This is a genomic window from Chromobacterium sp. LK11, from assembly GCF_001043705.1.
GTDB classification, from domain to species: Bacteria; Pseudomonadota; Gammaproteobacteria; order Burkholderiales; family Chromobacteriaceae; genus Chromobacterium; species Chromobacterium alkanivorans.
Map to the genome: position 1 here is coordinate 64,518 of NZ_LDUR01000010.1, position 23,569 is coordinate 88,086.

15 protein-coding genes are annotated in these 23,569 nt (G+C 61.9%); 9 read left to right on the forward strand and 6 right to left on the reverse strand.

Annotation, left to right across the window (positions count from 1 at the left end; all coding sequences use genetic code 11):
* Window positions 1-24 precede the first annotated feature (24 nt).
* The 3 genes from VK98_RS06575 to VK98_RS06585 all read left to right on the forward strand — a co-directional run bounded on the left by VK98_RS06575 (window position 25) and on the right by VK98_RS06585 (window position 8,234).
* Window positions 25-471, forward strand: coding sequence for a GNAT family N-acetyltransferase (locus VK98_RS06575; RefSeq protein ID WP_048413286.1), 447 nt, complete (start codon window positions 25-27; stop codon window positions 469-471).
* Window positions 472-788: 317 nt separating this feature from the next.
* Entirely contained in the window at window positions 789-1,418 is a 630-nt protein-coding gene (locus VK98_RS06580) for a LysE family translocator (RefSeq protein ID WP_048413287.1), read from the forward strand.
* A gap of 336 nt (window positions 1,419-1,754) precedes the next feature.
* A complete protein-coding gene (locus VK98_RS06585; protein WP_082158798.1) occupies window positions 1,755-8,234 on the forward strand; it encodes a putative adhesin in 6,480 nt (2,159 codons plus the stop codon).
* Between the two features lie 126 nt (window positions 8,235-8,360).
* On the opposite strand, the gene VK98_RS06590 is transcribed toward VK98_RS06585, so the two are convergent.
* The 4 genes from VK98_RS06590 to VK98_RS23670 all read right to left on the reverse strand — a co-directional run bounded on the left by VK98_RS06590 (window position 8,361) and on the right by VK98_RS23670 (window position 13,863).
* Window positions 8,361-9,209, reverse strand: coding sequence for a family 16 glycosylhydrolase (locus tag VK98_RS06590; protein ID WP_048413289.1), 849 nt, complete (start codon window positions 9,207-9,209; stop codon window positions 8,361-8,363).
* 329 nt (window positions 9,210-9,538) lie between these two features.
* Window positions 9,539-10,297 carry a hypothetical protein gene (locus VK98_RS06595; protein ID WP_048413290.1) on the reverse strand — a complete coding sequence of 253 codons (759 nt, stop codon included), beginning with the start codon at window positions 10,295-10,297 and terminating at the stop codon, window positions 9,539-9,541.
* Complete coding sequence (locus VK98_RS06600) at window positions 10,294-11,223, reverse strand: substrate-binding domain-containing protein (protein ID WP_048413291.1); 930 nt, start codon at window positions 11,221-11,223, stop codon at window positions 10,294-10,296. The genes VK98_RS06595 and VK98_RS06600 overlap by 4 nt, the downstream gene beginning before the upstream one ends.
* Before the next feature lie 393 nt (window positions 11,224-11,616).
* Complete coding sequence (locus tag VK98_RS23670; RefSeq protein WP_156187788.1) at window positions 11,617-13,863, reverse strand: NACHT domain-containing NTPase; 2,247 nt, start codon at window positions 13,861-13,863, stop codon at window positions 11,617-11,619.
* 506 nt (window positions 13,864-14,369) lie between these two features.
* On the opposite strand from VK98_RS23670, the gene VK98_RS06605 reads away from it, so the two are divergent.
* Window positions 14,370-15,806, forward strand: a complete 1,437-nt coding sequence (locus VK98_RS06605) for a PhoPQ-activated protein PqaA family protein (protein WP_048413292.1) — start codon at window positions 14,370-14,372, stop codon at window positions 15,804-15,806.
* A gap of 9 nt (window positions 15,807-15,815) precedes the next feature.
* Here the strand turns inward: VK98_RS06605 and VK98_RS06610 are convergent, their stop codons facing one another.
* Window positions 15,816-16,898, reverse strand: coding sequence for a hypothetical protein (locus tag VK98_RS06610; RefSeq protein ID WP_048413293.1), 1,083 nt, complete (start codon window positions 16,896-16,898; stop codon window positions 15,816-15,818).
* Window positions 16,899-17,101: 203 nt separating this feature from the next.
* Here VK98_RS06610 and VK98_RS06615 point away from each other — a divergent pair, with 203 nt between their 5' ends.
* From VK98_RS06615 to VK98_RS06625, 3 genes are read left to right on the forward strand one after another with little or no spacing between them, the layout of a single operon-like run.
* Window positions 17,102-17,707, forward strand: a complete 606-nt coding sequence (locus tag VK98_RS06615) for a transcriptional regulator (protein ID WP_048413294.1) — start codon at window positions 17,102-17,104, stop codon at window positions 17,705-17,707.
* Complete coding sequence (locus VK98_RS06620) at window positions 17,704-18,669, forward strand: threonine/serine dehydratase (protein WP_231589221.1); 966 nt, start codon at window positions 17,704-17,706, stop codon at window positions 18,667-18,669. Before VK98_RS06615 ends, VK98_RS06620 begins: the two co-directional genes overlap by 4 nt.
* Window positions 18,666-19,610: an ornithine cyclodeaminase family protein gene (locus VK98_RS06625; RefSeq protein WP_048413295.1), complete on the forward strand. Its 945-nt coding sequence runs from the start codon at window positions 18,666-18,668 to the stop codon at window positions 19,608-19,610. The genes VK98_RS06620 and VK98_RS06625 overlap by 4 nt, the downstream gene beginning before the upstream one ends.
* A gap of 42 nt (window positions 19,611-19,652) precedes the next feature.
* On the opposite strand, the gene VK98_RS06630 is transcribed toward VK98_RS06625, so the two are convergent.
* The gene (locus VK98_RS06630) at window positions 19,653-20,948 is read right to left on the reverse strand and encodes a hypothetical protein (RefSeq protein WP_053077267.1); all 1,296 of its coding nucleotides are present in this window, start codon (window positions 20,946-20,948) and stop codon (window positions 19,653-19,655) included.
* A 230-nt stretch (window positions 20,949-21,178) separates the two neighbouring features.
* On the opposite strand from VK98_RS06630, the gene VK98_RS06635 reads away from it, so the two are divergent.
* Together VK98_RS06635 and VK98_RS06640 are read left to right on the forward strand one after the other, a co-directional pair.
* A complete protein-coding gene (locus VK98_RS06635; RefSeq protein WP_048413296.1) occupies window positions 21,179-22,198 on the forward strand; it encodes a low specificity L-threonine aldolase in 1,020 nt (339 codons plus the stop codon).
* A gap of 114 nt (window positions 22,199-22,312) precedes the next feature.
* Window positions 22,313-23,506, forward strand: coding sequence for a serine hydrolase (locus VK98_RS06640; protein WP_048413297.1), 1,194 nt, complete (start codon window positions 22,313-22,315; stop codon window positions 23,504-23,506).
* The last annotated feature ends 63 nt before the right edge of the window (window positions 23,507-23,569 follow it).

A 23,569-nucleotide genomic window follows, 5' to 3' on the forward strand; every position in this document is an offset into this window, starting at 1 on the left:
GGTAAGCGGCCCGCAAGGAAGCGTATGAGTTCCACCATCCGTCCGGCCGTCCGCGCCGACATCGCCGCGCTGTTCGACATCCGCACCAGCGTCCGGCAAAACCACCTTTCCATCGAGCAACTGGCCAGCCTGGGCATCACGCCGGAGACTATCGCCGAAACCATCGCCGCCGCGCCCTGCGCCTGGATCGCGGAGCAGGACGGCCAGCCGGCCGGCTTCGCCATGGCGGACTTGGACGCCGGCGAAGTGTTCGCCTTGTTCGTCAAGCCGGAGTTCGAGGGCCTGGGCCTGGGCCGGCTACTGCTGCGTCAGGCCGAAGCCGCGTTGTTTCAGCAGCATCCGGTGATCCGGCTGACGACCGACGGCGACGCCGCCATCCGCGCCAACGGCTTTTACCAGAGCCAGGGCTGGCGGCAGGCCGGCCCAGCCGAGGGCGGGGATGTGCTGTACGAGAAGCGGCGCGAGGGCTGAGCGAGGCGCGCCTCCGGCGACGAGCCTGAAGAGGCCGGGGGCGTGCCGGATACGCGTGTTCCCGGGCGTACGGAGGCGCGTGGCGTGCAGGTAAAGAGGGAGCGCTTCTTCTTTAAGCGCATAAGCATAAGCCAATATGCCACTACAGCCGCGCCGGCTTTTATATTATGATGCCGGCTCTGCGTTGTTTGCCGCCCCTGTCCGTACTACCCAGTTCCCTGTTTCATGCCAAGACGCCGCGTTTCGCGCGCCGTCGTCGTCGACTGTTTTCGGGTGGCCGCGCCAAGTCATAGATGATAGCCGTCCTGGAGTTTTGAATGAGTTTCGCCACCTTATTGCTGTACATCGTCGCCGTCAGCGCCGTGATGATCACCCCCGGTCCGTCCATGCTGCTGGCGCTCAACAACGGCGCCAGCCACGGCATGCGCATCGCCAGCTACGGTTTTGCCGGCGCGGTGCTGTCCGATCTGCTGCTGATCGCCGCCGTGGGCTGCGGCCTGGGCGCGCTGCTGCAGGCGTCGGAACAACTGTTCTCCATCGTCAAATGGGGCGGCGCCGCCTACCTGGTTTACCTGGCCTGGATGATGTGGCGCGCGCCCACCCAGGCGCTGACGGCCAGCGCCCAGGGCGGCGAGGCCAGCGGCCGCGGCACGTTTTTGCGCTCGCTGGTGGTGGGCCTGTCCAATCCCAAGGGCCTGCTGTTCTTCACCGCCTTTCTGCCGCAGTTCATCCGCCAGGACCAGCCGGTGCTCACGCAGTACATGATCCTGGCGGTGGTCACCGCCAGCGTGGATTGCGTGATGATGTTCATCTACGCCTACGGCGGCCGCCACGCTATGCGCACTTTCTCCGCCCGCGTAATGGGCTGGATCAACCGCAGCTGCGCCGGCATGCTGGCGGTGTTGGCCATCGGCCTCAGCCTGTACCGCCGCAGCGATATGAGTTGAACAGGTTTTCACACCGCAGCCATACAAGAACCCGCCAATATTGGCGGGTTTTTTTTATGGGGCGGAGGTGTTCACAAAACCATTTCGGCAAATCAACAATTTTTGCAAGCCCGGCTTGCCGGCGGCCCTTTAAGCTGCATTCCTAAATGAAAGCCACGGCGTCAGGCCGCGTGTCATCCGTCAAGCCCGCCTCATCTGCTTCGGAATTTGCGTAGCCGTGAATGATGCGCCTCCCAACGCATTTCATGCAGATTCGCTCAAGGGCGAATTTGGTCAAACGAATAGAGCGCCGTCCGTGGCCACCGCACCTGATCCGCCATCCGAAAGCCTGCAATTATGATGATTTCTTCCAAGCTGTCGCGCCTGCTCGCTCCTCAGAGCCAGGCTCCTGTCCAGAGCCAGGCTGAAGCCCCGCAGAGCAAAACCTCCTTGGCTTACTATCCCGCGCTGCTGCGTGAAACGGAAAAACTGCGCGATCTCCGCCAATGGGACCATGACAGCGCCGCACTGCTCAAAATGGCGGCGGGAAAACTGCATTCGGAACAGCAGTCGTTATCCCCGCACTGGGATAACGACCGCATGCTGGCGGAGCTGGACGCCTACGACTGGAAAAGCGGTGGGCAGGGCGCCCCGTCGTATTTGCAGCAATTCGCCCAAAAGGTGATTCAGGAAGTGGAGCAGCACCCGCAAGCCTATCTGGCGGCTTTTCCCTGTGCGGCCGAGACGGCGCCGTTGGAGCCGCGACCTGGCCTGGCTGTCGCCGGCATGCTGTCGGACATGGCTGGCAAAGTCATTCACAAGGTGCTCGAAAAACTCATCATCGAGGCGATCCCGCTGCCGCAACTCCGTGCCTTCAAGGACAGCTACGAAGAGCTGAGTGGCATCTGCAAGGGCAATTACAGCCCACAGCGCAAACTGGAAGAACTGGCCACGGCGTTGGACCGGCTTGGCCGGCAGTTGGCCAGCGGCAAAGGCTTGGGGGCTCAGGAGGGCCGGAAATTGAAAGCCTATCTCGACGCAGTGGGCCCCTGGTTGAAAAGCGCCAGCGGGCAGTGGGCGGCATTGGAGCACAGCTTGTTGGAGTTGAAGGATCAGCCTTCCGTGCTGGGCAAGACGCTGGAATTGACGGCCGCCGCGGAGAAACTGCTGGCGGATCCGCAGTTGAAGCGAGCGCTGGACGGTGATCGGCTGGACGGCATCGCCCAGAGCCTGGGCGCGATGAGGCAGACCCTGGGCCAGGTGCGGCTATGGCAGGCTCTGCCCCAGGAAGCCGGCCTAGGTGATTATCTGGATATTTTGACGGACAACCCGTTGCTGGAACAGCAGCTCGCCCCGTCCTTGCTGCGCTTGGGCAAGGCGCTGGCGCAGACGCAAAAGACCGTGCCTTATCCCGTCAACGGCTCGCTTGCGGAACGATTGGGCTGGTTGGCCGAAACCCTGGCCCGACCGGAGCTGCGGGAATCGTTGCAGCCGCATCTGGAAATGTTGTTGGGCGGCCCAGCCCAGGCGGAGCAATTGCTTGCGGCTTTTCAGTTTGCCGATCAGCTAGGCCGCAGCCCGGCGGACAGCGGCCTGGGTGGACAGGCCTTGTGGCTGCTGAGCGCTTTGGGCCAAACCAGCGTGGAGAGTCCAGCATGGTCTTGGACCCGCCAGTTTCAGAGCGCGCTGGGGGCGGATGCGGACACGGTCGTTTTGTTGAATCGCCTGCTGACGTTGAACCGGAGTCCGGAATCCTGGGCGGTGCTGATGCGCGATCTTGGCAAGGCCGCCGCGCCCAGTCTCGGCCTTTGGGCCGGCGCTCATCTCGCCGAACGCTGGCTGCCGGCTCATGCGGCGCAGGAGCTAGAAAAGTTCTACCGCGAAAGTTCGGCTTCCGAAAGCTGGGGCGGCATGTTTCAGCGCATGGCTGGCAGCTTTGTGGCGGTGGCCAAGCCCTATCTGGTGGAAAAACTGATGGGCGACCCGTTGGCCGCGGCCACTGTGCAGTACGCGGAAGCTCTGCAAAACCACAGCAGCTGGGAGCAGACGCTGCAATGGTTCGTTGCCCATGATCAAAGCCAGAACCAGACCCTGCAGTTTGCCTACAGCCAATACCTGAACGCCAGGCTGGCTTACCAGGTTTGCCTGGCCTTCAACAGCCAGGACCGGGTGGAAACCGAGGACCGCTTGCGGCTGCTGGCGCGCCAGCTCAAGGATTGCCAGGTGGTGCGGCATTATCCGCAGTTGGAAAAACTGGTGGATCTGATTCCCTTGCTGCCGGCTTTGAGAGAAGCCGGCCAAACCGTGGGGGCGCAGCCGGTTGCCGACTCCTGGCTGGCCTGGGGCAATCAATGGTTGGACGCACTGGCCGACAGTAAGAGCGAGAGTGTGCGGAACTTGCGCGAACAACTCTCCCGGCGCATGGAAAACTGGCTGGCGGACGCCGTCATGTCCGCTTGCGATGCGCTGGTACAGCAGCCATGGGGCCTGTTGCCCGGCGCCGAAGCCGCAAGCGCCGCGCAGCCGGCCACCGCGCAGCCAGCCGCGCCGTCCCGGCTGGCCGCCAATTGGCAATTGGCCGGCGGCATCAGCCTGGAAGCCCTGGGCCTGGCCGCTGTCGGTTATGCCTTGTGGCGCGCGCGTCAGGATGCGCCAGCACCGTTGCCGGCGGAGATAGAACTGAAGGAAATACTCGTGCATTCGGCCCCGGCAGCGTCTCAGGACGAAAGCAGCCCGTTCCAGCCGCCCATGACCACATCTGCGCCGGCTGCCGGCGGATCTGCGTTGTGGGAACAGAAAGCGCCGCTTCTGCTCGGCATCGCCGCCATGGCCGCCGGCGGGGCTCTCCTCTACGGCTGGGCGCGCCGAGACGGGGCGCAGCCAAACCCGGCCAAGGACGAAGCCTTGCGGCTGGCGCATGAAATCATCACGCAGCTGGATGTGGATGATCTCCATTTTGTGTTTGATCAACCGCAGTTCGCCGTGGCGCTGGAAGGGGAAGAAGGGGCTCCTCTGCGCCGAGCGGCCAGGAGTTTGCCAAGTGAAAACACAGACGATGAGGAGGACTTGCCGTTTCAGATTGATCAGGTGCTGCACAATCTGGACATGAGCAGGGCGATCCGCACCGAGTTCAACCGCCTTTTCGAAAAGGCGGATCGGGCAGGCGAAGTACGGGAGCTGCCTCCGGGTAAAGAGCGCGATATCCGGAGGCTGCTCAAGACCATCGAGCTGACCAGCGCTTTCATCGACGACATCAAGGACAAGCCGAGCCTCAACGAGTTTCGCGAGTTTGGCCAAGTCATCTTGAAAGACTTGTCCGCGCTGGCCGATGCTCAGACGGACGATTTGAGCAAATCCATCGTTGAGCGTTACCGGCAGGGCTTCGCCGTGCAAAGCGCGCCGCCAACAGGGGCGGCCGTACCGACCGACGCGCCGCCAAGCCCTGACCAGGCGTTGGAGCAAGCGTTTCAGCTTCAGAGCGAGCAAAGCTTGGAGCGGGTGGAGCGGCTGTATCAGCCGATACTGAATCCCGCGTCCTATATCGACGACTATATCCGCAAGGGCATCAGCGCCTTTGAACAGCGCAAGGGAAGCAAGACGCAGTTGCGGCCGGACAGCAAGATACGGGTCGATTACTTTCCCAGAGTGCATCCCAACCCTAATTTGCAAGGCCCGAGAGCGCCGTTGCCCGCCAGCCGCTACTTTACGCTGACGGAAATCGTCACCGGCCAGTACCTGTATGAAAGCAAACGCCTGAAGGACTCCTCCGGGCGGGAATACCGCGTGACCGGCATGCAACACCAGGAACTGGTGGATGCGCTGACCAAGGACAATTTGCAGTCAGCCATGGAGCGCGAGCTCAAGGCCTATCGGGACCAGCCGGACAACGCCGCCGGCATGAAGTCGTTTTACCAGGACATGATCAATGTGCGCTGCCTGGAATATTTGAGCCGCGGTCACCAGACGCCGCTGTACGCGCAAGCGGTGAAGGACTTTCTGGAGGGCAAGGTTCAGGCCCAAGCGGTGTCTTTCCACGGCACGGCGTTGAATGGGGTATTCATGATTCCGGCCGGGCCGGCCGGCGGCGTCATGTTCAGCGTGGATGACGACAAGTTTTTCCATATCGGCAGCAGCCGGCATGACTACATTGATTCGGGACGCAAGAAGAGTGAAGTGTTGTCTACGTTTCCTCAAAACAAGGCGTTCCAGGAGTGGGTCTTTAGCAAGCAGCCCTCTTACCAAGCGCTTAAATATGAGCAAGACCAGAGCGCTTTCAAATACAAAGTCATCAAGAGAGTGCCGGGAGGGCTGATGTTCCCCCCCTCGTTTGGCGTGATAACGGAGCGGCCATTCTCCTTTGTTGCCAGCCAGGGCAGGGAGCAGCTGGCCGATCAACTGTACAACGGCCTCATGGAGCGGCTGGAATCGGATATCGACACCCTGGTGTTCAGCTACCCGGAACAGATCACCGAAGCCGCGCTGGAAGTCGCCAAGAAAATCCTCACCATCGGCTCCATCGGGCTGGCGGTGGCCATCCCCGGCACAGGCTCGGTCTTGGCCCGTCTCAGCCTGTTCATGGCGTCGTTGGCTTTGGACGCGGCCTATGTCGGCGCCAGCGCCGTGCAAGCCCATATGTCGGACCGGCCGGACCAGGCGGAAGCCTTCCGCACTGAAGCCATCATTGCGGGGGTGCTCGGTGGCGTGGGCGCGGTGGCGGGCGGCGCGCCGCTGATTTCACAAGGCGTCAAGGCGGCGTACTCGGTGAAAAACGTGAATCAGGCCATCATGTTTTATCGCCAGGCCAAGGCTGTGTCGCGCCGGGTCATACCCTCTGTGCTCAGTGAAATGAACTGGGGCCGCTTGGCGGACCCACGCAAGGTGGATCTATTGGTCAATACCATGCAAGACGGCGCGCAAGCGCGCGGTCTGGCGCAATTGACCAATCGCGAGACGGTACGGCAATCCATACGCAACAATCTGCTGCGAGATTTCGAAGGCCAGCAGAAAACCCGCTTCGCCTGGGGAGACTTCGCCACGGAACAGGCCAACGTCCAGCGGAGGCTGGATTCGGACTTGGCCCGTTTGAGCGACGTCAACGGCCATATGCGCCAACTGCTGGATCACCCGCCGGCCGTGCCTCGTCAGCCGATGCCCGGCGTGCCGGAAGAGGCGGCTGCGGGCTGGATTGCCGGCAATAGCCGCTCCGCCAAGACCGCGGCGGAAGCTCAGGAACTAAAAACCAGAATTCAGAGCGCGCTAGAGGGGCACAGCGAGGCGGATTTCCTGGATATCCGCACCATGGAAAGCCTCCACAACGCCGTTTACAAGCCGGCTGCCGGGCAATTGCCGCGGGCGTTTCGTTCCAGCAGCGATCCCGTCTTCATGGGCTCGGACATCGCACGTTCCGGTTTTGAAAAAGCGTTGATCCAGATCGAGGCCAAAAGCGTGGCGGGCCAGGTGGACCTTGCCGACGCCCTATATGCGGCCGTAGTGCGCTATCACCCGTTTGGCGACGGCAACGGCAGAACCGCGCGCGCTATTTACGCCTTGGCCAGGCTGCAAAAAGGGGAAGGTCCTTTCATGGCCTTGAGCAAGCGGGCCGAGGACATCCTGAATCCGCCGGGGCCGCTTGGCCTCCCGCGTCCAGGGCCTTCCGGCGTTCAAGTGCCGGCAAAAGCCGGAAGCGGGGTCAAGGCGGCTGAGCGCGCCCTGTCCCCGGCGCCGGTCAAGCCAAAGCTGAAAGACTTCGCGGACAAGGCTGAGTTTGACGAGGCAATGAAAAAATACCTGGTGGAAAAGGGCACGCTCCAGCGGATGGAAACGGCCGGCTCAAGTTTCGACGACTTGGCCAGCCGGCGCCGGAAGGCCGCGGGCCAGTTGGAGCAGTTTCAAGGCAGCCGCCCAGACCTGTTTGAAAAACTTCGTACCGACCCCAGCGCCAATTTCACGCTGACCTCCATTGATGGAGACCCGGCTGAAACCCTGGTGCTTAGCGCTCACGGCTGGTACACGCGGGACAGCCGCAACGCTCTGCTGCCGGCGGGCAAGGATCTGGTGTTTCTGGGGCCGCACGGCCAAGTGCTGTTGGAACCGCCTAGCTCAGCCGCTTTTCTGCCCACGCAGAAATTGCTGGACGGAGCGGAATACCCTGCCATTTACGCCCGGTTGCGAAATAGGGCAGGAGTGGGAGGGAAAGATTATTCCGCCTTCACCGAGGTGAACGCGGGTGTGGCCAAGGACAACTGGGTCAAGAACTACCACATCAAGCATTACGAAAAGATGCCGGAGGAAGAGGCGCGGCTCGCGGTCCTGAACAACCGCGCCAGCGGCAGCCAGAGCAAGATGGATCTGCTCACCGTCAGCGATATGGCCGGCAACAAGAAAACCCTGAAAGACGTGCTGGAGGAAATGAAGCCGGGCGGCCGCTACAGCCATTACAAGCAGCTGGTGTTCGCCGCCTGCCGTGAAGAAAAAACGCCGGGCACGCTGCTATCGCTTAAAACCGGATTGGGCGAGGGCTATGAAGTCAAGTTCGCCAAGACGCCGCTGCAGCGGCAAGACGCGCCGCGTCAACGGCGCAACGCGGAAACGGCGCCGCAGGACGGGGATGAAACCCCCTTTGACGGCTACTGGGTCTATGAGGCGGTTACTCTGACGCCAAACGCTGACGGTGTCCGCATCCAGCGGGAGATACGCGAAATACTGCCCTATGTGTTGACGCGGCGGCCGGCGCCGGCCAATTCGCCCGCGCCAAAACGGGTGGCGACCCTTACTCGCGATGACATCATCAAGTTCAGGGAGCGTCAGCGCCTGGCGGGCGTGACCGGCAAACCGTGATAGTTGGGCACAAACAAAAAGCCGCCCCTGGGGGCGGCAAGAGGAAGTCGATAAATACAAAGGAGGGGAGGACTCCCCGAACCACCCGGCCAATATAGCAGCCGCCTGTGACAGGGGGATGACGGTTCAGCGCAGCGGCGAGGCGGCCGATGCCGGCGCGCGGCGGCGGGTGGGCGGCTCGGCCGCGTCCCGGTACACCCGCACATAGTCCACCACCATCTCCTGCGGCCAATGCGTGGACGCGTCCGGCGCGCCGGCCCAGTCGCCGCCCACCGCCAGGTTCAGCACGATGAAGGCCGGCTCTTGCAGGGCGCGCCAGCCGTCGCTGCCGTCGGTCTTCATCGCCACCGTCTGGTAGAGCCGGCCGTCGACGAAATAGCGTATCGCCGCCGGCGACCACTCCACGGCGAAATCGTGGAAGCTGTCGTTGAACCAGCCCAGGTCCGGCGTGACATAGGAGGCCGACGCCGTCTGCACCGTCCCGGCCGGCGCGCCGGGCTTGGGCCGGTGCGCGCTGCCCCAGACGGTGGCGTTTTCCTTGCCGGCCTCGCTGCCCACCAGTTCCAGGATGTCGATCTCGCCGTAATGCGCCGGCTGATCCCATTGCTGGTTCAGCATCCAGAATGCCGGAAACATGCCCTGGCCGTAAGGCAGCTTGATGCGCGCCTCGATCCGGCCGTAGCGCCAGGCGGCCTGGCTGCGCAGCCGCGCCGAGGTGTAGTCGCGGCCGCCGTAAGCCTGCCGCCGCGCGGCGATGTGCAGCGCGCCGTCGCGCACCGCCGCATTGTCCCCGGCGGTGTAGTACTGCAGCTCGTGCAGGCCCCAGGGGCCGGGGCCGGATTCCAGCCGCCACTTGGCGGTGTCCAGCGCCGCGCCGTTGAATTCGTCCTGCCACGCCAACTGCCAATTGGCCGCCGCGGCGGCGCCGCCCAGCAGCATCATGCCCGCGGCGCATGCCGCCATCTTGCTTTTCATCGCTGATCTCGCGTGAGTGTGTCCGGCGTCCAGCATAATCGGAAGCGGCGGCGGCGCAGCGCGGCGGCGCTTGGCAGTTTTACCAAGCGCCGCGGAAACAGACGCGCTGTCGGAGAGTAGGGGCCTTTATCGGCCCGGCATGAAGTTTTAAAAGCGGGCGGCTGTAAGTTATTGCGCCAACAGGGCATGGCGCGATTTATCGTTGAAGATTAATGCAATAGTCATGGGGTGCGCCTGCGCTTTGGGACAGGCGGGCGGGTAGGGCAAGCTGTTTGCGCCGCGGCCCGGCGATGGCTTGGACGGCGTCGCGCGCGCGGGAGGTCGGCCTGCTACTGCCGGCTCCGCTCCCAAGAGGCCTGGGTTTCCAGAAACAAGCCGTGCAACCGGTACTTGTCCCAGATGAAGGCCGTGTCCTTGGCGAACAGGCCGGCGCGCAAGGCCTGCCTGAGCTTGGCCAGGATGGCCGGCGGCGTGTCCGGATGGCAGATCAGCCAGCGCTCGGCCGGCGTCAGCACCAGCGCCCTGCGCGGCGGCGGGCCGTCCTCCGGCGCGGGAGGGGTGTCGCTGACGAAGACCTCCAGCCGTTTGGCCGCCAGCATCTTGAAACCCAGCGCCGGCTTGGCGATGGGGATGTAGCTCAGCTGGGCGCTGCTGAGCAGGTCGCGCGCTTCGGCGATGTCCACCGTGCCCAGCGCCAGTCCCCGCAAATCGCCCAGGCTTTTGAACGGCGCCGCGTTGCCGCGGGCCACGTAAGCCTGCAGGGCCACCGGCGAGATGGCGGCCACATAGCTGACGGTTTCCGCCTTGCCCTGATCGAAGTTCACATCCAGCGCGCAGGTGTTCTTCTCCGCGGCGGCCAGAAAATACGCGCGCTTGGCCGGCACGCTCTTCAGCGCCACCTCCAGCCCGGCCTTGGCAGTCAGGTAGCGGAAGGCGTCGGCGTAGGGGCCGCCGAGGCTGTCTCGGGCCGGCGTCAGATAAGGCGGGTGCGCGTCCGCCACCACGGTCAGCAGCGGCGCGGCCTGGGCCAGGCCGGCGACGCCGGCCAGCGTCGCCGCCAGCCGTTTGAACGCGGGCGGCAGGCTCAAGACTTCACCAGATCCACCGGCGTGCGCACGATGTTCTGCATCTCGCTTTGCGTCAGCCGCTTGTTGAAGGACTCCAGGCCCAGGCGGATGGCGTACTCCGCCTGCAAGGCCGGGTGCTGGTCCGCGGTGGCGTAAATGCGCTTGGACGCCAGCAGCGCGGTCATTTCCGGGATATTGTCGTAGCCGCCGATCAAGACCTTGCCGTCCCGCTTCAGCTCCGTCACCGCCTGCGCCGCGCCTATCGCCATATTGTCGTTGCCGCACAAGAGCGCGGCCAGGTCCGGCGTTTGTTTCAGCAGCTTCAGCGCCGCGGCCCGGCCCGGCTCGCGGTCCCAGTCGCCCCAGGCCAGGGCGGTCAGCGTCATATTGGCGCTGGCGATCGCCTCGCGGTAGCCGTCGCTGCGCGCCTTGGCGTTGATGGAGCCGGGCAGGCCTTCGATGATGGCCACCTTGCTGCGCGGCTTCAGGGCCCGCAGCACATAATCCCCCACCGCGCGCGCGCCGCTGAAATTGCTGGGGCCGACAAAGGGAATGTTGACGCCGTGGCTGGCCAGCGCCCGGTCGTCCAGCTTGTTGTCCAGATTGATCACCAGCATGCCGCTCTGCACCGCCTTGATCAGCACCGGGATGATGGCGCGGGAATCCGCCGGCGTGATCAGCAGGATCTGCTCGCGGCGGGCGATGCAGGCTTCCACGATCCGTATCTGTCCGGCCAGGTCGGTTTCCCCCTGCACCCCGTCCACCGTCAGCTGGTAGTCGCCGCTGTGCTGCGCGTGGTGCTTGCGCGCGCCGGCCGTCATCACGGTGAAGAAGGGGTTTTTCAGCGATTTGAGCACCAGGGTCACCGTGGGCTTGGCCGCGGCCGCCGCCAGCCGGGGCCAGGCCAGCAGGCCCAGGGATGCCAATAGAAATTCACGCCGCCGCATGGATGTTTCCCCGCCTGTCGAATGAATGCGCCGGCATGCCGCCGGCCAGGCCCGGCCGCGCGGCTGGGCTCAAGGATATGGCTTCTTTATAGAGCACGGCGGGGAGGGCGGCAGCGGGCAGGGACGCCGCGCCGCCGCGTCCGCCGTTTAGCTATGGTGTGACGGGACCTTGTCTTCCAGTTCGGACTTCCGCGTTTGTGCCTGATGCCAAGTCGTGGACGTGGTCTACATGGGCTAGCCTTGAAAAACTGATCTAGTAAGTGGTGCATTTGAAACTTTAGGCTAATGTATTGCTATACGTGGTTTAGGTTTCAAACCATGCTTCGGGAGTTAGGTTGATGTTGGAGAAGTTGATTTTCAGGGGTTTTTAGTTTTATTGTGTTTTTATTTGAGTTAATTTAAATTTTCCATTTTTACCCAGAGAGGATCTTTGCTTAAGGCTAGCTGGTCTTTTATGGCTTTCATGCGTGAAGTGTACTCGCGTTTTGGGTTGTAAATAAATCCAGAATTGTCTTTGCTTTTTTCAATTAGCCCTTCAGATACTAGTATTGTTAGTATCTTGTCAATAATTTTTTTGTCGAAGTTTTGCCCAAATCCACCTTTATATAAAGAGTTTTCCTTGCGGCCGCCTCCTCTTTGGAAAAATATTTTGTGTATTATTGATAAGAATAATTTTTGAGAAGGTGGGAGTTGACTGCTTTTTATTCTGGATGATGTTGAAACATTGTCGGTGGATGAAAGTTTGCAGTTTTGTATCCAGGTGGGTAATCCTGATGATGATGAGAGGCCTGTTGCCTTAATGATTTCACTGTTTTTTATTGTGACAAATGATTCGGAGTCTATAAGGCAGTTTTCAAAAGCAGAGTGATGTATTATGCAGTCTGAAAATAAAATGTTAGAAAATTTTCTTGCTCCAAATGAGAGTATGTAAATCTCACATCCAATCAAGGATATTCCTGCAAGATTTATTGAGTCTCCTTCAATTAAGAGTAGTGAGCAAATTACTTCACCAATTAGTTGAGTGTTCTTTGCATTGCCTTCTCGGTAAATAAAGGCTAAGGTTTCCTGTTCAAAATTGTATGTGTCGATCCATTGTGCTAGAAAATAAAGGCCGAGGGGTTCGAGAGCTTGGTTGTATGATATATTTAAGTCATCGTGATTTTTGTTGGATATGTCTTCTATTACACCCTCTGCAAATAATAACTGCACAATATAAGGATCGACAAACTGTCTATCTGGCGACTCGGGCTCTATACGTCCTAGAGTGCAAAGTCGTGATAACATTAACTGTCCTGATTCATCTGGAGCATAGCCTGTTGCTTGCTCGTAGGCGTAGTTTACGTCCCTTGGGGTTAAACGACCTAAGGGGCGTTGACTTAATCGAGTGAGCTTTGCTAGATTGGCTAAAACGGTTCGAACTGTTGATGCTTCTATAGATGTGTGCATCTTTGCTTCACGAGCACAAACGGTATCAATGAACTGTCCCCAAAATCCTACTTCTCCTGAGTCAGATTTCAAAATATTTTCTGCATCTGTTGAAGGGATAGTTGCTAAGATTTGAAACATTAATGGCTTTTTGGGAAGCCACTTTGGCGCAGATAAGCTCAATCCTAGAGCTGTTAGATAAGTATTCGCTTGCTCTGTTTCAAACTCATCACGGCACCGAATGATTGCATGTGAGGTTTGTCTTAATGATAGGCCCAGCGCTTCGAGCAGTTCTTCATCGTCATTAAAGTAGTGCGGTCTTCCTGTTATGAGTACCCCACCTTTTGATATTGATAATAAATCTCTGACACCACTAAGAGCATGCTTTCTTATTGACTGTCTTTTTCCTTCACTGTTTCCAAATGTCTGTGTTCCAACTTCGTCAAAACCATCGAGAAGCAACAAGATACTGCCTGATCTAAGTAGCTGCATTACCTGATCTATTGAATTAGAAAGCCCCAGTCTTTGGAAGTGGCCTGCTATTATTTCAATGCCAGATAATGCCCCCCAGTGCTCTCTTAAACTTATTGCTATAGGATAGGCTGAGGCATTTCTATAGGATTTTGCCAAAATTTGGAAGGCTTCGCGAACACATCGACTTTTTCCTGTTCCATACTCGCCAAGCAAAATTAATCTGTTTCGTTTGCTAAGTTTTTCACATATATCTTGAACCAATACTGATTTTTCCTCTCCATTTATTAAATAGGTTACAGGGATGAAGTCGTTAGTGTCGGGTTTGCCTGATATAGGGTCAATGGCACTTCCAAATGTACCATCTAATCTTATGGTTTTATAGGCCAGAAAATCAAATGCTTGTTGTGAAAATGTGTTGGCCGAAACTACCTGAATTTTGTGAGTTTTCCCAATGTCAATCATTCCTTGAGTTGGCTCTTTTGAAATGATTATAAACGCTCTTGCTAATACTGATTGGGCGGCGAATCTCAATTTGATGGCTGCAATTTTACTAACATCAGAACGAATTTTTTCTAGACTGAATTCTTCTGTTATCTCTAATAGTATTATCTCCTCCTCAGAAATGTGAATTACTCCATCAAAATTGACACCATCAATTCTGTCTTTTTTAACAGGGCGTTGCCAGATGGTTTGTGCGATATTTCGTACGTAGTTTTCCAATGATGCCCATGAGCTACTCATTTTTTTTCCAATTTGGCAGAATGAAATTTTAAATATTCAATTATCAGTTTGCATATATTCTAATGGCATTTTAATTATGCTTGTGGTTTTTTTCAAGGGCTATTAATTATTTGTTTTGCGAAATTAAAATTGATTTTACTTGCTTTTTATTGTGTTTGGAGAGGCTAACAAAACACTTGATGCTGCGTTGCGCCGACTTGCCGTACTCAAGTACTACCTGCGTCGGCGCACCTTGCCTAAGATGTGAAACTAACTTTTGTTGGCCACTCTTAGAAAGCCATATTTGCCATCTTAAATTTTGATCTGATTAGATGTTTTTTTGAATGTAATGCGTTGATTTGTTGTTGTTAAACATACAGGTGTTTTGAGGCAATTGATTTAAGATGTGGTTGATTTTATGTGGAATATGGTTCTAGAGGTATCTAAGTAGATGGACGGCTTGATCTTTTACTCTAAGTTCCTGCAAAATCTAGCACCCACTCTCTAACAATTAATACATTCCGCCGATGAACATTTCTCTCCCCCTCGCGCTGCGCGCCTGCGCCGCTCTGTGTTTGTTATCGCCCGCCGTCGCGCCGGCCAAGCCCTTGCCGGCCGCCGAATCGCCGGTGGTCTCCCAATATCTGCAACAGGCCAAGGCCAGCCAGCAGCCGGCCGAGCTACTCAGCTCGGTGGTGGAGGACGGGGTGGAGGTGCGCATGTACCGGATGGTGTCGCAGCAATGGCCGGGGGCCGGCAGCGGCATTGTCAGCAACGCGCCGCTGTGGGAGCAGCAGTACAAGCTGGTCCTGCCCTTGAAGCGCAAGCCGGGCGCGCCGGTGCTGCTCTACGTCAACGGCGGCAGCAACCACGCGCAGCCGCCCAAGCTGCCGGACCGCTTGCCGGCGAAGGAACTGGCGCGCGATCTGGGCGTGCCGGTGGCCGAGCTGTATTTCGCGCCCAATCAGGAGTTGCAGCTGGACGAGCAGCCCACCGGCCGCGAAGACGCGCTGGTGGCCTATACCTGGCGCAAGACGGTGGATCAGCCGCAGGCGGAGCGTTTCAGTTCCCTGCATCTGCCGATGACGCAGGCGGTGAGCGCGACGATGGACGCCTTGCAGCGCAGCCTGCCGGGCAGCGAGCGTTTCGTGGTGGCCGGCGCGTCCAAGCGCGGCTGGGCCACCTGGCTGGCCGGCTTGAACGATAAGCGGGTGAGCGCCATCGTGCCGGTGGTGGCGGATTTCTGGAACGTGCGCGTCAACTTCACCCATGTCTACAACAGCTACGGCCAACAGTGGCCGGCGGCGCTGCGCGATTACCAGCGCAACGGCATCACCGAGGACGTGCTGCAGGGCGGAGCCGGTCTGGACGCCCTGTTGCGCTTCGAGGACGTGGTCAATTACCGCGCCGGCATGGCGCGTTTGAGCAAGTACATGATTTCCGCTTCCGGCGACGATTTCGCGGTGCCGGATTCCGCCTGGAGCTATCTGCCGGACTTCGCCGGCCCCACCCAGCTGCGCTATCTGCCCAATCAGTCGCACTATGTGAAGGGCGATCAGATCGGCAAGGCCTTGCGGCAGTTCATGCGCCGCTGGCTGGCCGGCAAGCCGATGCCGCGGGCGCAGGTGGACGCCGATCCGGCCAGCGGCCGGCTGCGCGTCAGCGTGGCGGCGCGGGAGGCGGGCAAGGCCACCTTGTGGTTGGCGCACAATCCCAAGAGCCGGGATTTCCGCTTCAATTCCGGCATCCGTTATCAGCCCAAGGAAATCGAGGGCCAGTGCCGACGCGGCCAATGCCGCTTCGAGTTCAAGCCGGACGCCTCTTTGTCGGGCTGGCAGGCTTACTTCATTGAGTTCGAGAGTCAGGACTTCGCCTGGAGCACGCCGCCCCTGGTGTGGCCGCACGCCTATCCCAACGGCGAGCCGGTGCCGTTTGGCGCGCCGCGTTTGCAACTGGGGCGCTGAGGCGAGCGTTCATTCGTCTTTGCGGCGCCAGGATTTGGCGTCGCTGCGGCTGCCGGAGCTATTGTTGGTGCTACTGCTGGTGCCGGCTCCGGAACGCCAGTTGGAGGACGAGGACGCCCCGCCGCGCCAGGTGCTGGACGAGGCGCCGCCGCCGGGCGCGCGCGCGACGACGGGCGGGTGTACGACGACGGGCGGCGGGAACAGCAGGGCCTGCAAGCGTTGCCGGCATTGGCCGTTGCAGCCGGCCTCGTGGGCGCGCGTGACTTCCGGCGGATAAGGGGCGTATTGGTCGCGGTAGACGTAGCGGCGGTTGCCTATCCACCGGGAGAGGATGTAATAACCTTCCGCGTCGGAGTACAGGCGCACAGACTGGTTGAGCAGGGTGCGGATGGCCTCGCCGTAGGCCTCGGCGTGCCACTCCCGCAGCCAGGCGTCGCGGTGGGCGTCGGCGCAGCCCATATCGTCGAACAACTGCTCCGCCAGACCGTCGGCGGGGAGGTTGCCCCCGTGAGGGCGCTCCAGCAAGGAGGGCGCCGCCCAGTAACGGACGGCGGTGACTTGATCGCTGCCGTTCACGTCCCAGGCGTAATACAGTCGCGACAACTCCCGGCTCAGCCTGAGTAAGTGGTAGTTGGCGTGGCCTCCGGACCGTATGGTGGCCAGCGGAGAGCTGGACAGGATGTGCAGCGGCTCGCCCAGTTCTTCCGCCGCCTCGCGTGCGATGACTTCCAGATCGGTTTCGTTGACCAAGCCGCCGGCGGTGATTCTCATGTCCCGGCCGCCGCCCACGCAGATCGGTACCGGATGCAGGGCCAGCATGGGGGTGACCGACTGCTTGCCTATCGGCACATACAGGCCGCAGCCGTTGTTGGCGCTGATCACGCCGTAGACGCGCGACGCGGCGCCGCCCAGATTGCTCCTGGCGTCGAACAGATACCCGCCGTTGGCGTCGACATGGGCGGACAGCACGCCGTTGTCGCCTCCGCCGCCAGGCTGGATGAAGCGGAACTGGGCAAACGGCAGCGGGATGTGGGGATTGAGTCCGTTCCAGATGGCTTCCAGATTGCAATAACGCAGCTTCACGGCGGGCATGCGCGTCTCCCCGGTGAGGGTGGATAGTCCAAAGAGAATTACTGCTAATCAGCATAATTAATGCGTTTGGATTAATCCAGGCGCGATTGCATAGCGGCTTGGCTGCATCAGTTTTGTAGACTAAAAGTCCAAAATGGACTTTTTGGTTTACATTTTGGATTGTGGAGTCTAGGATGGATTCATTGATCCAATGAAAGCCCGCCATGCTGTCCCGTTACCAGTCCATCGCCGACGCCATCGCCACCTTGTTCTATCCCTACGCCGAGGTGGTGCTGCACGATCTGGCCACCCAGTCCGTGGCCTATATCGCCAACAATTTCTCCAAGCGCGAGTTGGGCGACGATTCCGGCCTGGACGAGTTGGAAAACACGCCGGACGCGACGGTGATCGGCCCTTACGAAAAACTGAACTGGGACGGCCGCCAGCTGCGCTCTATCAGCGTGGTGCTGCGCGACGACGCCGGAGCCGCGCTCGGCATGATGTGCGTGAATCTGGACATCTCGGTGTTCGAGGGCGCGCGGGCGGCGCTGGACCTGTTCCTGTCCGGCAGCAAGCTGGTGGCGCAGCCGGCCTTGTTGTTCGAGGACGACTGGCAGGAACGCATCAACCGCTTCATCCACGGCTGGCTGCAACAGCGTCAGCTGAGCCTGTCCATTCTCAATCGCGAACACAAGCGCGAGCTGGTGGAGGCGCTGCTGCACGAGGGCGCGTTTCGCGGCAAGAACGCCGCCAACTACGTGGCCAATGTGCTGGGCATGGGCCGCGCCACGGTTTTCAAGCATTTGAAAGAGCTGAAGGAGCAAACATGAATCTGGATTCCCTGTTCGACGCCATCGCCGCCGCCCATCGGGCCATCCGCCCGCAGGCGCCGGTCACGCCGCTGGAGCACAGCCCGGCCCTGTCCGCCTTGACCGGCTGCGAGGTGTATCTGAAGTGCGAGCATCTGCAGCGCACCGGCTCGTTCAAATTCCGCGGCGCCAGCAACAAGCTGCGGCTGTTGGACCCGGCGGCGCGGCGGGGCGGGGTGATCGCCGCGTCCACCGGCAACCACGGCCAGGCGGTGGCGCTGGCCGGCCGTCTGTTGGGCGTGCCGGTGACGGTGTACGCGCCGGCCTCCGCCGCCGCGGTGAAGCTGGACGCCATCCGCGCGCTGGGCGGGGACCTGAAGCTGGTGGACGGCGACGCGCTGGCGGCGGAGCTGGCCGCCGGCGAGGCGGCGCGGCGGGCGGGCCTGCCCTTTGTGTCGCCGTACAATGATCTGGAAGTGGTGGCCGGCCAGGGCACGGTGGGCATGGAACTGGCCGAGCAGTGTCCGGAGCTGGACGCGGTCTTCGTTGCCGTGGGCGGCGGCGGCCTGATTTCCGGCATCGGCGCGGCCCTGCGGCGTTTGGCGCCGGGCGCGGAAATAGTGGGCTGCTGGCCGTCGGTGGCGGCCACCATGCACGCCAGCCTGCAGGCCGGCCGCATTGTCGGGCTGGACGAGGGCGACACCTTGTCCGACGGCACCGCCGGTGGGGTGGAGCCGGGGGCGGTGACTTTCGAGCTGTGCCGGGAATTGATCCGCCATTGCGCGCTGGTCAGCGAGGCGGAAATCCGCGCGGCGCTGCGGCTGCTGGCGCAGACCGAGCGCTGGATGGTGGAGGGCGCGGCCGGAGTGGCGCTGGCGGGCTTGCTGCAGCAGGCGCCGCGCTATCAGGGCAAGAAGGTGGCGGTGGTGCTGTGCGGCCGCAACATCGTGCTGGACAAATTCCTGGGCGCGGTGGCGGCATGAGGACGCTGGACAAGGACGAGATTCTGGCGCGGCTGGACCTGGAGCGGGCGGAGGCGCTGCTGCGCCAGGGTTTTATCGCCTATTCCGCCGGCCGCGCGCAGCTGCCGCCGGTGCAGCATTTCGCCTTCGCCGCGGCCAACGGCGATTGCTGCGTGAAATCCGGCTACGTGGAGGGGGAGGGTCTGTTCGCGGTCAAGGTGTCGTCCGGTTTCTACGACAATCCCAAGCGCGGCCTGCCCAGCAATCAGGGCCTGGTGCTGTGTTTCTGCGCCCGCACCGGCGCGCCGCTGGCGCTGCTGCGGGACGAGGGCTGGCTCACCGCCTGGCGCACCGCGCTGGCCGGCAGGCTGGCGGCGCGGGTCTTGGCGCCGCGCTGGGTGCAGGCGATAGGCATCGTCGGCACCGGCCTGCAGGCGCGTTTGCAATTGCGCGCCTTGCAGGCGGCGACGCCGTGCCGCGAGGTATGGGTATGGGGACGTTCCGAGACCGAGCTGGCGGCCTTCGCCGCCGAATTCGAGGCGGAGGGCTACCGGGTGCGGACCACGCGGGACGCCGAGCCGCTGGCCCGCGCCTGCCAATTGATCGTCACCTGCACGCCGTCCAGCCAGCCCATTCTGCAAGCCGGCTGGCTGCGGCCCGGCAGCCATGTCACCGCGGTGGGCGCGGACGCCGCCGGCAAGCAGGAGTTGGCGATGGAGCTGGTGGCGGGCGCGGACCGCGTGGTGGTGGATTCCATCGCCCAGTGCGCGGCTTACGGCGAGGTGTCGCACGCGCTGGCCGCCGGCCTGCTGGAGAGGACGCGTTTGGCGGAGCTGGGGCAGGTGCTGGCCGGCGAGCGCCCGGGCCGGCAAGGCGAGGACGAGATCACGCTGGCGGACCTGACCGGGCTGGCGGTGCAGGACGCGCAGATCGCCAAATGCGTATTGGAGGCCCTGGCCTGAGACGCCGTATCGCGCGACGCGCAGCCGATCGTCAACCGCTTCTCAGGCCGCGTGCGGGAAACCATGCACCGGCCGCAACGGCGGCCGGGCGTGGCCGCCCTGTTTCTGCGCCGCCATCAGGAAGCGGGTGTAGTTTTCCTTGCCCACCTGGCGGAAGTTGAACTTGACGGTGTCGGCGCTGAGCGCGACGCCGTCCTTGGCCTGCAGCCGGGCGACGATGTCGGCGACCACATTGTCCGCCTGCTGGCGCAGCGCCGAGCCGGGTTCTTTTTTCAGCATCTCGTTGAGGGTGACGATGGCGGGTGCGTCCGCCAGCCCCATGGCGGACAGGGCGGCGGCGTGCTGGCCGAAGTGTCGCCAGACGATGGCCTGCGAACCCAGCCTCAGCACGAACTTGAACGGAAAGCCGGTGCGGATGGAGAGCAGCACCGGGTCTATGCACACCAATTGTTCTATCGAGTTGACGCCCTCGGCCGCCAGCACGGCGGAGATATTGGCGGTCACGCCCTCCAGCTGGATCAGCTGGTCGTTTTCCTGCGGCTGTTCCTTGGCGCTCAGGTTCAGCGCCACCAGCCGGCGCAGCAGCTTGAACAGGGTGTCCATCGGAAAGGCGCCGACGGCGAAGGCGGACACGGTCTGCGCCGCGGAAGCGGCCTCGGTGGACCCGGCGGCGCTGACGGCCGCGCCTATGGGGATGGCCAGCATCATGCGCAGCGCGTACCAGTACACGTCCGCCACATTGAGGCTGCGCTTGCGCACGTTCAGCACCATGTCGCTGACCACGAACAGATAGGCGCCGGCGATGGCGGCGCAGACGATCTGCTTGCTGAAGGGCAGGGCCAGTTGTCCGTTGACGGCGAGCAGGTAGAGCACGCTCATGCACAGGGTGGCGATCAGCATCAGCACCATAGGGGTGAGGAAGGCGGCGCGGCCGTAGTGCTCGCGGTAGATCTGCTCGAACAGTTGTTCGGCGGCGGCCTCCACTTCCTCGTTTTCCGGCAGCGGCCAGGCGCTTAGCTGCGGGTGCTTGTCGGTGCGCGGCTGCCAGAACTGGCGCAGGTAATAGACCAGAGCGCCGTTGTTGAGCCGGTTGCGGAACTCCTCGTAGCGCGCGCCCCAGCCTATGACCAGAAAGCGGATCATCGGCGCGGCCGCCAGCGCGGTGGCCAACAGGCCCAGCGCGAAATGGCTGACATGCTGCGAATGGGAAAAAGGCGGCTCCATCAGCTTCGACAGCCAGTAGACCGCGACGATGTCGAGCAGCAGCAGGCCCAGCCACAAGCCGTGGTATTTCAGGTTTTTCATGATGGCCTCGCTGATTGGCGGCGTGGCTACCATGGTAGTTCTCCAGCGTAAAATCGCACTCCGTACGAATAACTAGCGCGCCGTCCGGCGGCTACCTTATCGAAAGTAGTGTTGAATCATTGCCGGCCGGCCCCTAGCATTTGCCTCGCATTTCATTGTCATCAAACGGCGCGGGCCTGGGCGGCGGCCGCCCCGCTGGCCCGCCTTCGCCGGACGCCTTTCTTGCCGCATTTTCCCGCCCACCTTCAGGAACGGAACCAGACATGCCGGACATCATCGATTTGAGAAGCGACACCTTGACGCGGGTCTGCAAAAGCGATGTGGAGACGCTGGACTTCGCCAAGATCGGCGACGACTGTTACGGCGAAGACCGCTATGTGCGCGAACTGGAGGCGCACTGCGCCGAGCTGTTCGGCAAGGAGGCGGCGCTGTTCATGCCCTCCGGCACCATGAGCAATCAAGTGGGGCTGCGCTGTCTGGCCGCGCCCGGCGACGAGATTGTCACCGAGGTGGGCTACCACATCAATTTCTTCGAATCCTCGGCAGTCAGCGCCAACAGCGGCCTGGTGCTGAATCCCTACCACAGCGCGGACGGCGTCCTCACCGCCGACGACGCGCGCCGAGCCATCCACGCCAAGGCGCGCTGGTCCGGCCTGTACGCGGTGCCCAAGGTGGTGGCGATCGAGAGCAGCATCAATACCTATGGCGGCATCGTCTACCCGGCGGCGGAAATGCTGCGCATGCGCGCGCTGTGCGACGAAATGGGGATGAGCTTGTACCTGGACGGCGCGCGGGTGCTCAACGCCTGCAGTCATCTGGATCTGTCGCCGGCGCGCTACGCGCGGCCGGCGGACATGTTGAATTTCTGCTTTTCCAAAGGGGTGGGCGCGCCCTTCGGCTCCATCCTGGCCGGCCCCGCCCACAAGATCGAGGCGGCCAAGGTCTTCCGCAAATGGTATGGCGGCTGCCTGCACCAATCCGGGCTGATGGCCGGCATCGCGCTGGACAAGATGCGGCGCTGGCAGCAAGCGACGCAAGAGGACAATGAGAAGGCCCGGATCTTGGGCGACAGGCTGAGCGCGGCGGCGCGGCTGAAGTACCCGGTGGAGACCAATATGGTGTTCATCGAGACGACGGACGCCAAGTCCATGGTGGCCAGGCTGGCGGAGCGGGGCGTGCTGGCGCTGGCCTGGAAGCCGGACCTGGTGCGCTTCATCAGCAGCAGCCTGGTGACGCGCGGGCAGATGGAGCGCGCGGCGGACATCATACGCGCCAGCCTCTGAAGCGCCGGTCTTCCATTCCGGACAATTTCTCACAATAGCACGGAGCTCTGCCCGCTTTTTCCCGGCGTGGCCGTCGCTTATCGTGGTGGCTGTTTTGAAGCCAAAGGAAGCGAAATGTCGAATGTGGAATGCAGCGTGCGGCCCAGCCGCCTGGAAGCGGGCCTGGACGCGCGGGTGGACGCGGTGCTGGAACAGGCGCTGAGCGAGCAGCGGCTGGTGGGGGCGGTGGTGCTGGTGGCCAAGGACGGCGCGCCGGCCTACCGGCGGGCCGCCGGTTGGGCGGACCGGGAGGCAGGGACGCCGATGCGCGAGGATGCGCTGTTCCGGCTCGCGTCCATCAGCAAGCCCATTGTTTCCACCGCGGCGATGGCGTTGGCGGCGCGGCAGCGGCTGGAGCTGGACGAGGACATCGCTCGCTGGCTGCCGGAGTTCCGGCCGCGGCTGGCGGACGGCGCGCCGGCTCGGATCACGCCGCGGCAATTGCTCAGCCATACCGCCGGCCTGGGGTATCGCTTTTTCGAAGAGGACGAGAGCGGGCCTTACGCCCGCGCAGGGGTGTCCGACGGCATGGACGCCGCCGGCCTCACGCTGACGGAGAACCTGCGCCGCATCGCCAGCGTGCCGCTGCTGTATCCGCCCGGCCAGTCCTGGGCTTACTCCCTGGCCACCGATGTGCTGGGCGCGGTGCTGGAGCGGGTGGCGGACGAGCCGTTGCCGCAGCTGGTGCGCCGCTGGGTCACCGCGCCGCTGGGCATGGACGACACCGATTTCCACGCGCTGGCGCCGCAGCGTCTGGCCGCGGTCTACGTCAACGGCCAGGCCGGACCATGGCGGATGGATGGGCCGGCGCTCGCGGCGCCGTTCGAAGGTACGGTGGGCATACGCTTCGCGCCGGAGCGGGCGCTGGACGCCGGCGCCTACCCGTCCGGCGGCGCCGGCATGGTGGGCAGCGCCGACGATTTCCTGCGCTTGCTGGAAGCGCTGCGCCAGGGCGGCGCGCCGCTGCTGCCGGCGGAGTGGGTGGAGGAGATGGCGCGCAATCACACCGGAGCGCAGGAACTGCCGGAAATGCCCGGCTTCGGTTTCGGCCTGGGCTTCTCGGTGCTGCGCGATCCGGCCGCCGCCGCCTCGCCGGAATCGCCCGGCACCTGGCGCTGGGGCGGCGCTTACGGCCATTCCTGGTTTGTGGACCGCGCGCACGGCCTGAGCGTGGTGGCCTTCACCAATACTCTGTACGAAGGCATGTCCGGGCGCTTCGTCGCCGATCTGCGCGATGCGGTGTACGGTGCGGGCTCGAACTTGCAATAGTTAAACCAAAAATGTAAATTTCAACATATTGTTGAATTTTAGCGGCCCAAGCCCGGCAAGATT

Excerpts from the sequence above, each read along its gene's own strand:
- VK98_RS06575 (WP_048413286.1), top strand. The coding sequence starts at position 25 with ATGAGTTCCACCATCCGTCCGGCCGTCCGCGCCGACATCGCCGCGCTG.
- VK98_RS06580 (WP_048413287.1), top strand. The coding sequence starts at position 789 with ATGAGTTTCGCCACCTTATTGCTGTACATCGTCGCCGTCAGCGCCGTG.
- VK98_RS06585 (WP_082158798.1), top strand. The coding sequence starts at position 1,755 with ATGATGATTTCTTCCAAGCTGTCGCGCCTGCTCGCTCCTCAGAGCCAG.
- VK98_RS06590 (WP_048413289.1), bottom strand. The coding sequence starts at position 9,209 with ATGAAAAGCAAGATGGCGGCATGCGCCGCGGGCATGATGCTGCTGGGC.
- VK98_RS06600 (WP_048413291.1), bottom strand. The coding sequence starts at position 11,223 with ATGCGGCGGCGTGAATTTCTATTGGCATCCCTGGGCCTGCTGGCCTGG.
- VK98_RS23670 (WP_156187788.1), bottom strand. The coding sequence starts at position 13,863 with ATGAGTAGCTCATGGGCATCATTGGAAAACTACGTACGAAATATCGCA.
- VK98_RS06605 (WP_048413292.1), top strand. The coding sequence starts at position 14,370 with ATGAACATTTCTCTCCCCCTCGCGCTGCGCGCCTGCGCCGCTCTGTGT.
- VK98_RS06610 (WP_048413293.1), bottom strand. The coding sequence starts at position 16,898 with ATGCCCGCCGTGAAGCTGCGTTATTGCAATCTGGAAGCCATCTGGAAC.
- VK98_RS06615 (WP_048413294.1), top strand. The coding sequence starts at position 17,102 with ATGCTGTCCCGTTACCAGTCCATCGCCGACGCCATCGCCACCTTGTTC.
- VK98_RS06620 (WP_231589221.1), top strand. The coding sequence starts at position 17,704 with ATGAATCTGGATTCCCTGTTCGACGCCATCGCCGCCGCCCATCGGGCC.
- VK98_RS06625 (WP_048413295.1), top strand. The coding sequence starts at position 18,666 with ATGAGGACGCTGGACAAGGACGAGATTCTGGCGCGGCTGGACCTGGAG.
- VK98_RS06630 (WP_053077267.1), bottom strand. The coding sequence starts at position 20,948 with ATGGTAGCCACGCCGCCAATCAGCGAGGCCATCATGAAAAACCTGAAA.
- VK98_RS06635 (WP_048413296.1), top strand. The coding sequence starts at position 21,179 with ATGCCGGACATCATCGATTTGAGAAGCGACACCTTGACGCGGGTCTGC.
- VK98_RS06640 (WP_048413297.1), top strand. The coding sequence starts at position 22,313 with ATGTCGAATGTGGAATGCAGCGTGCGGCCCAGCCGCCTGGAAGCGGGC.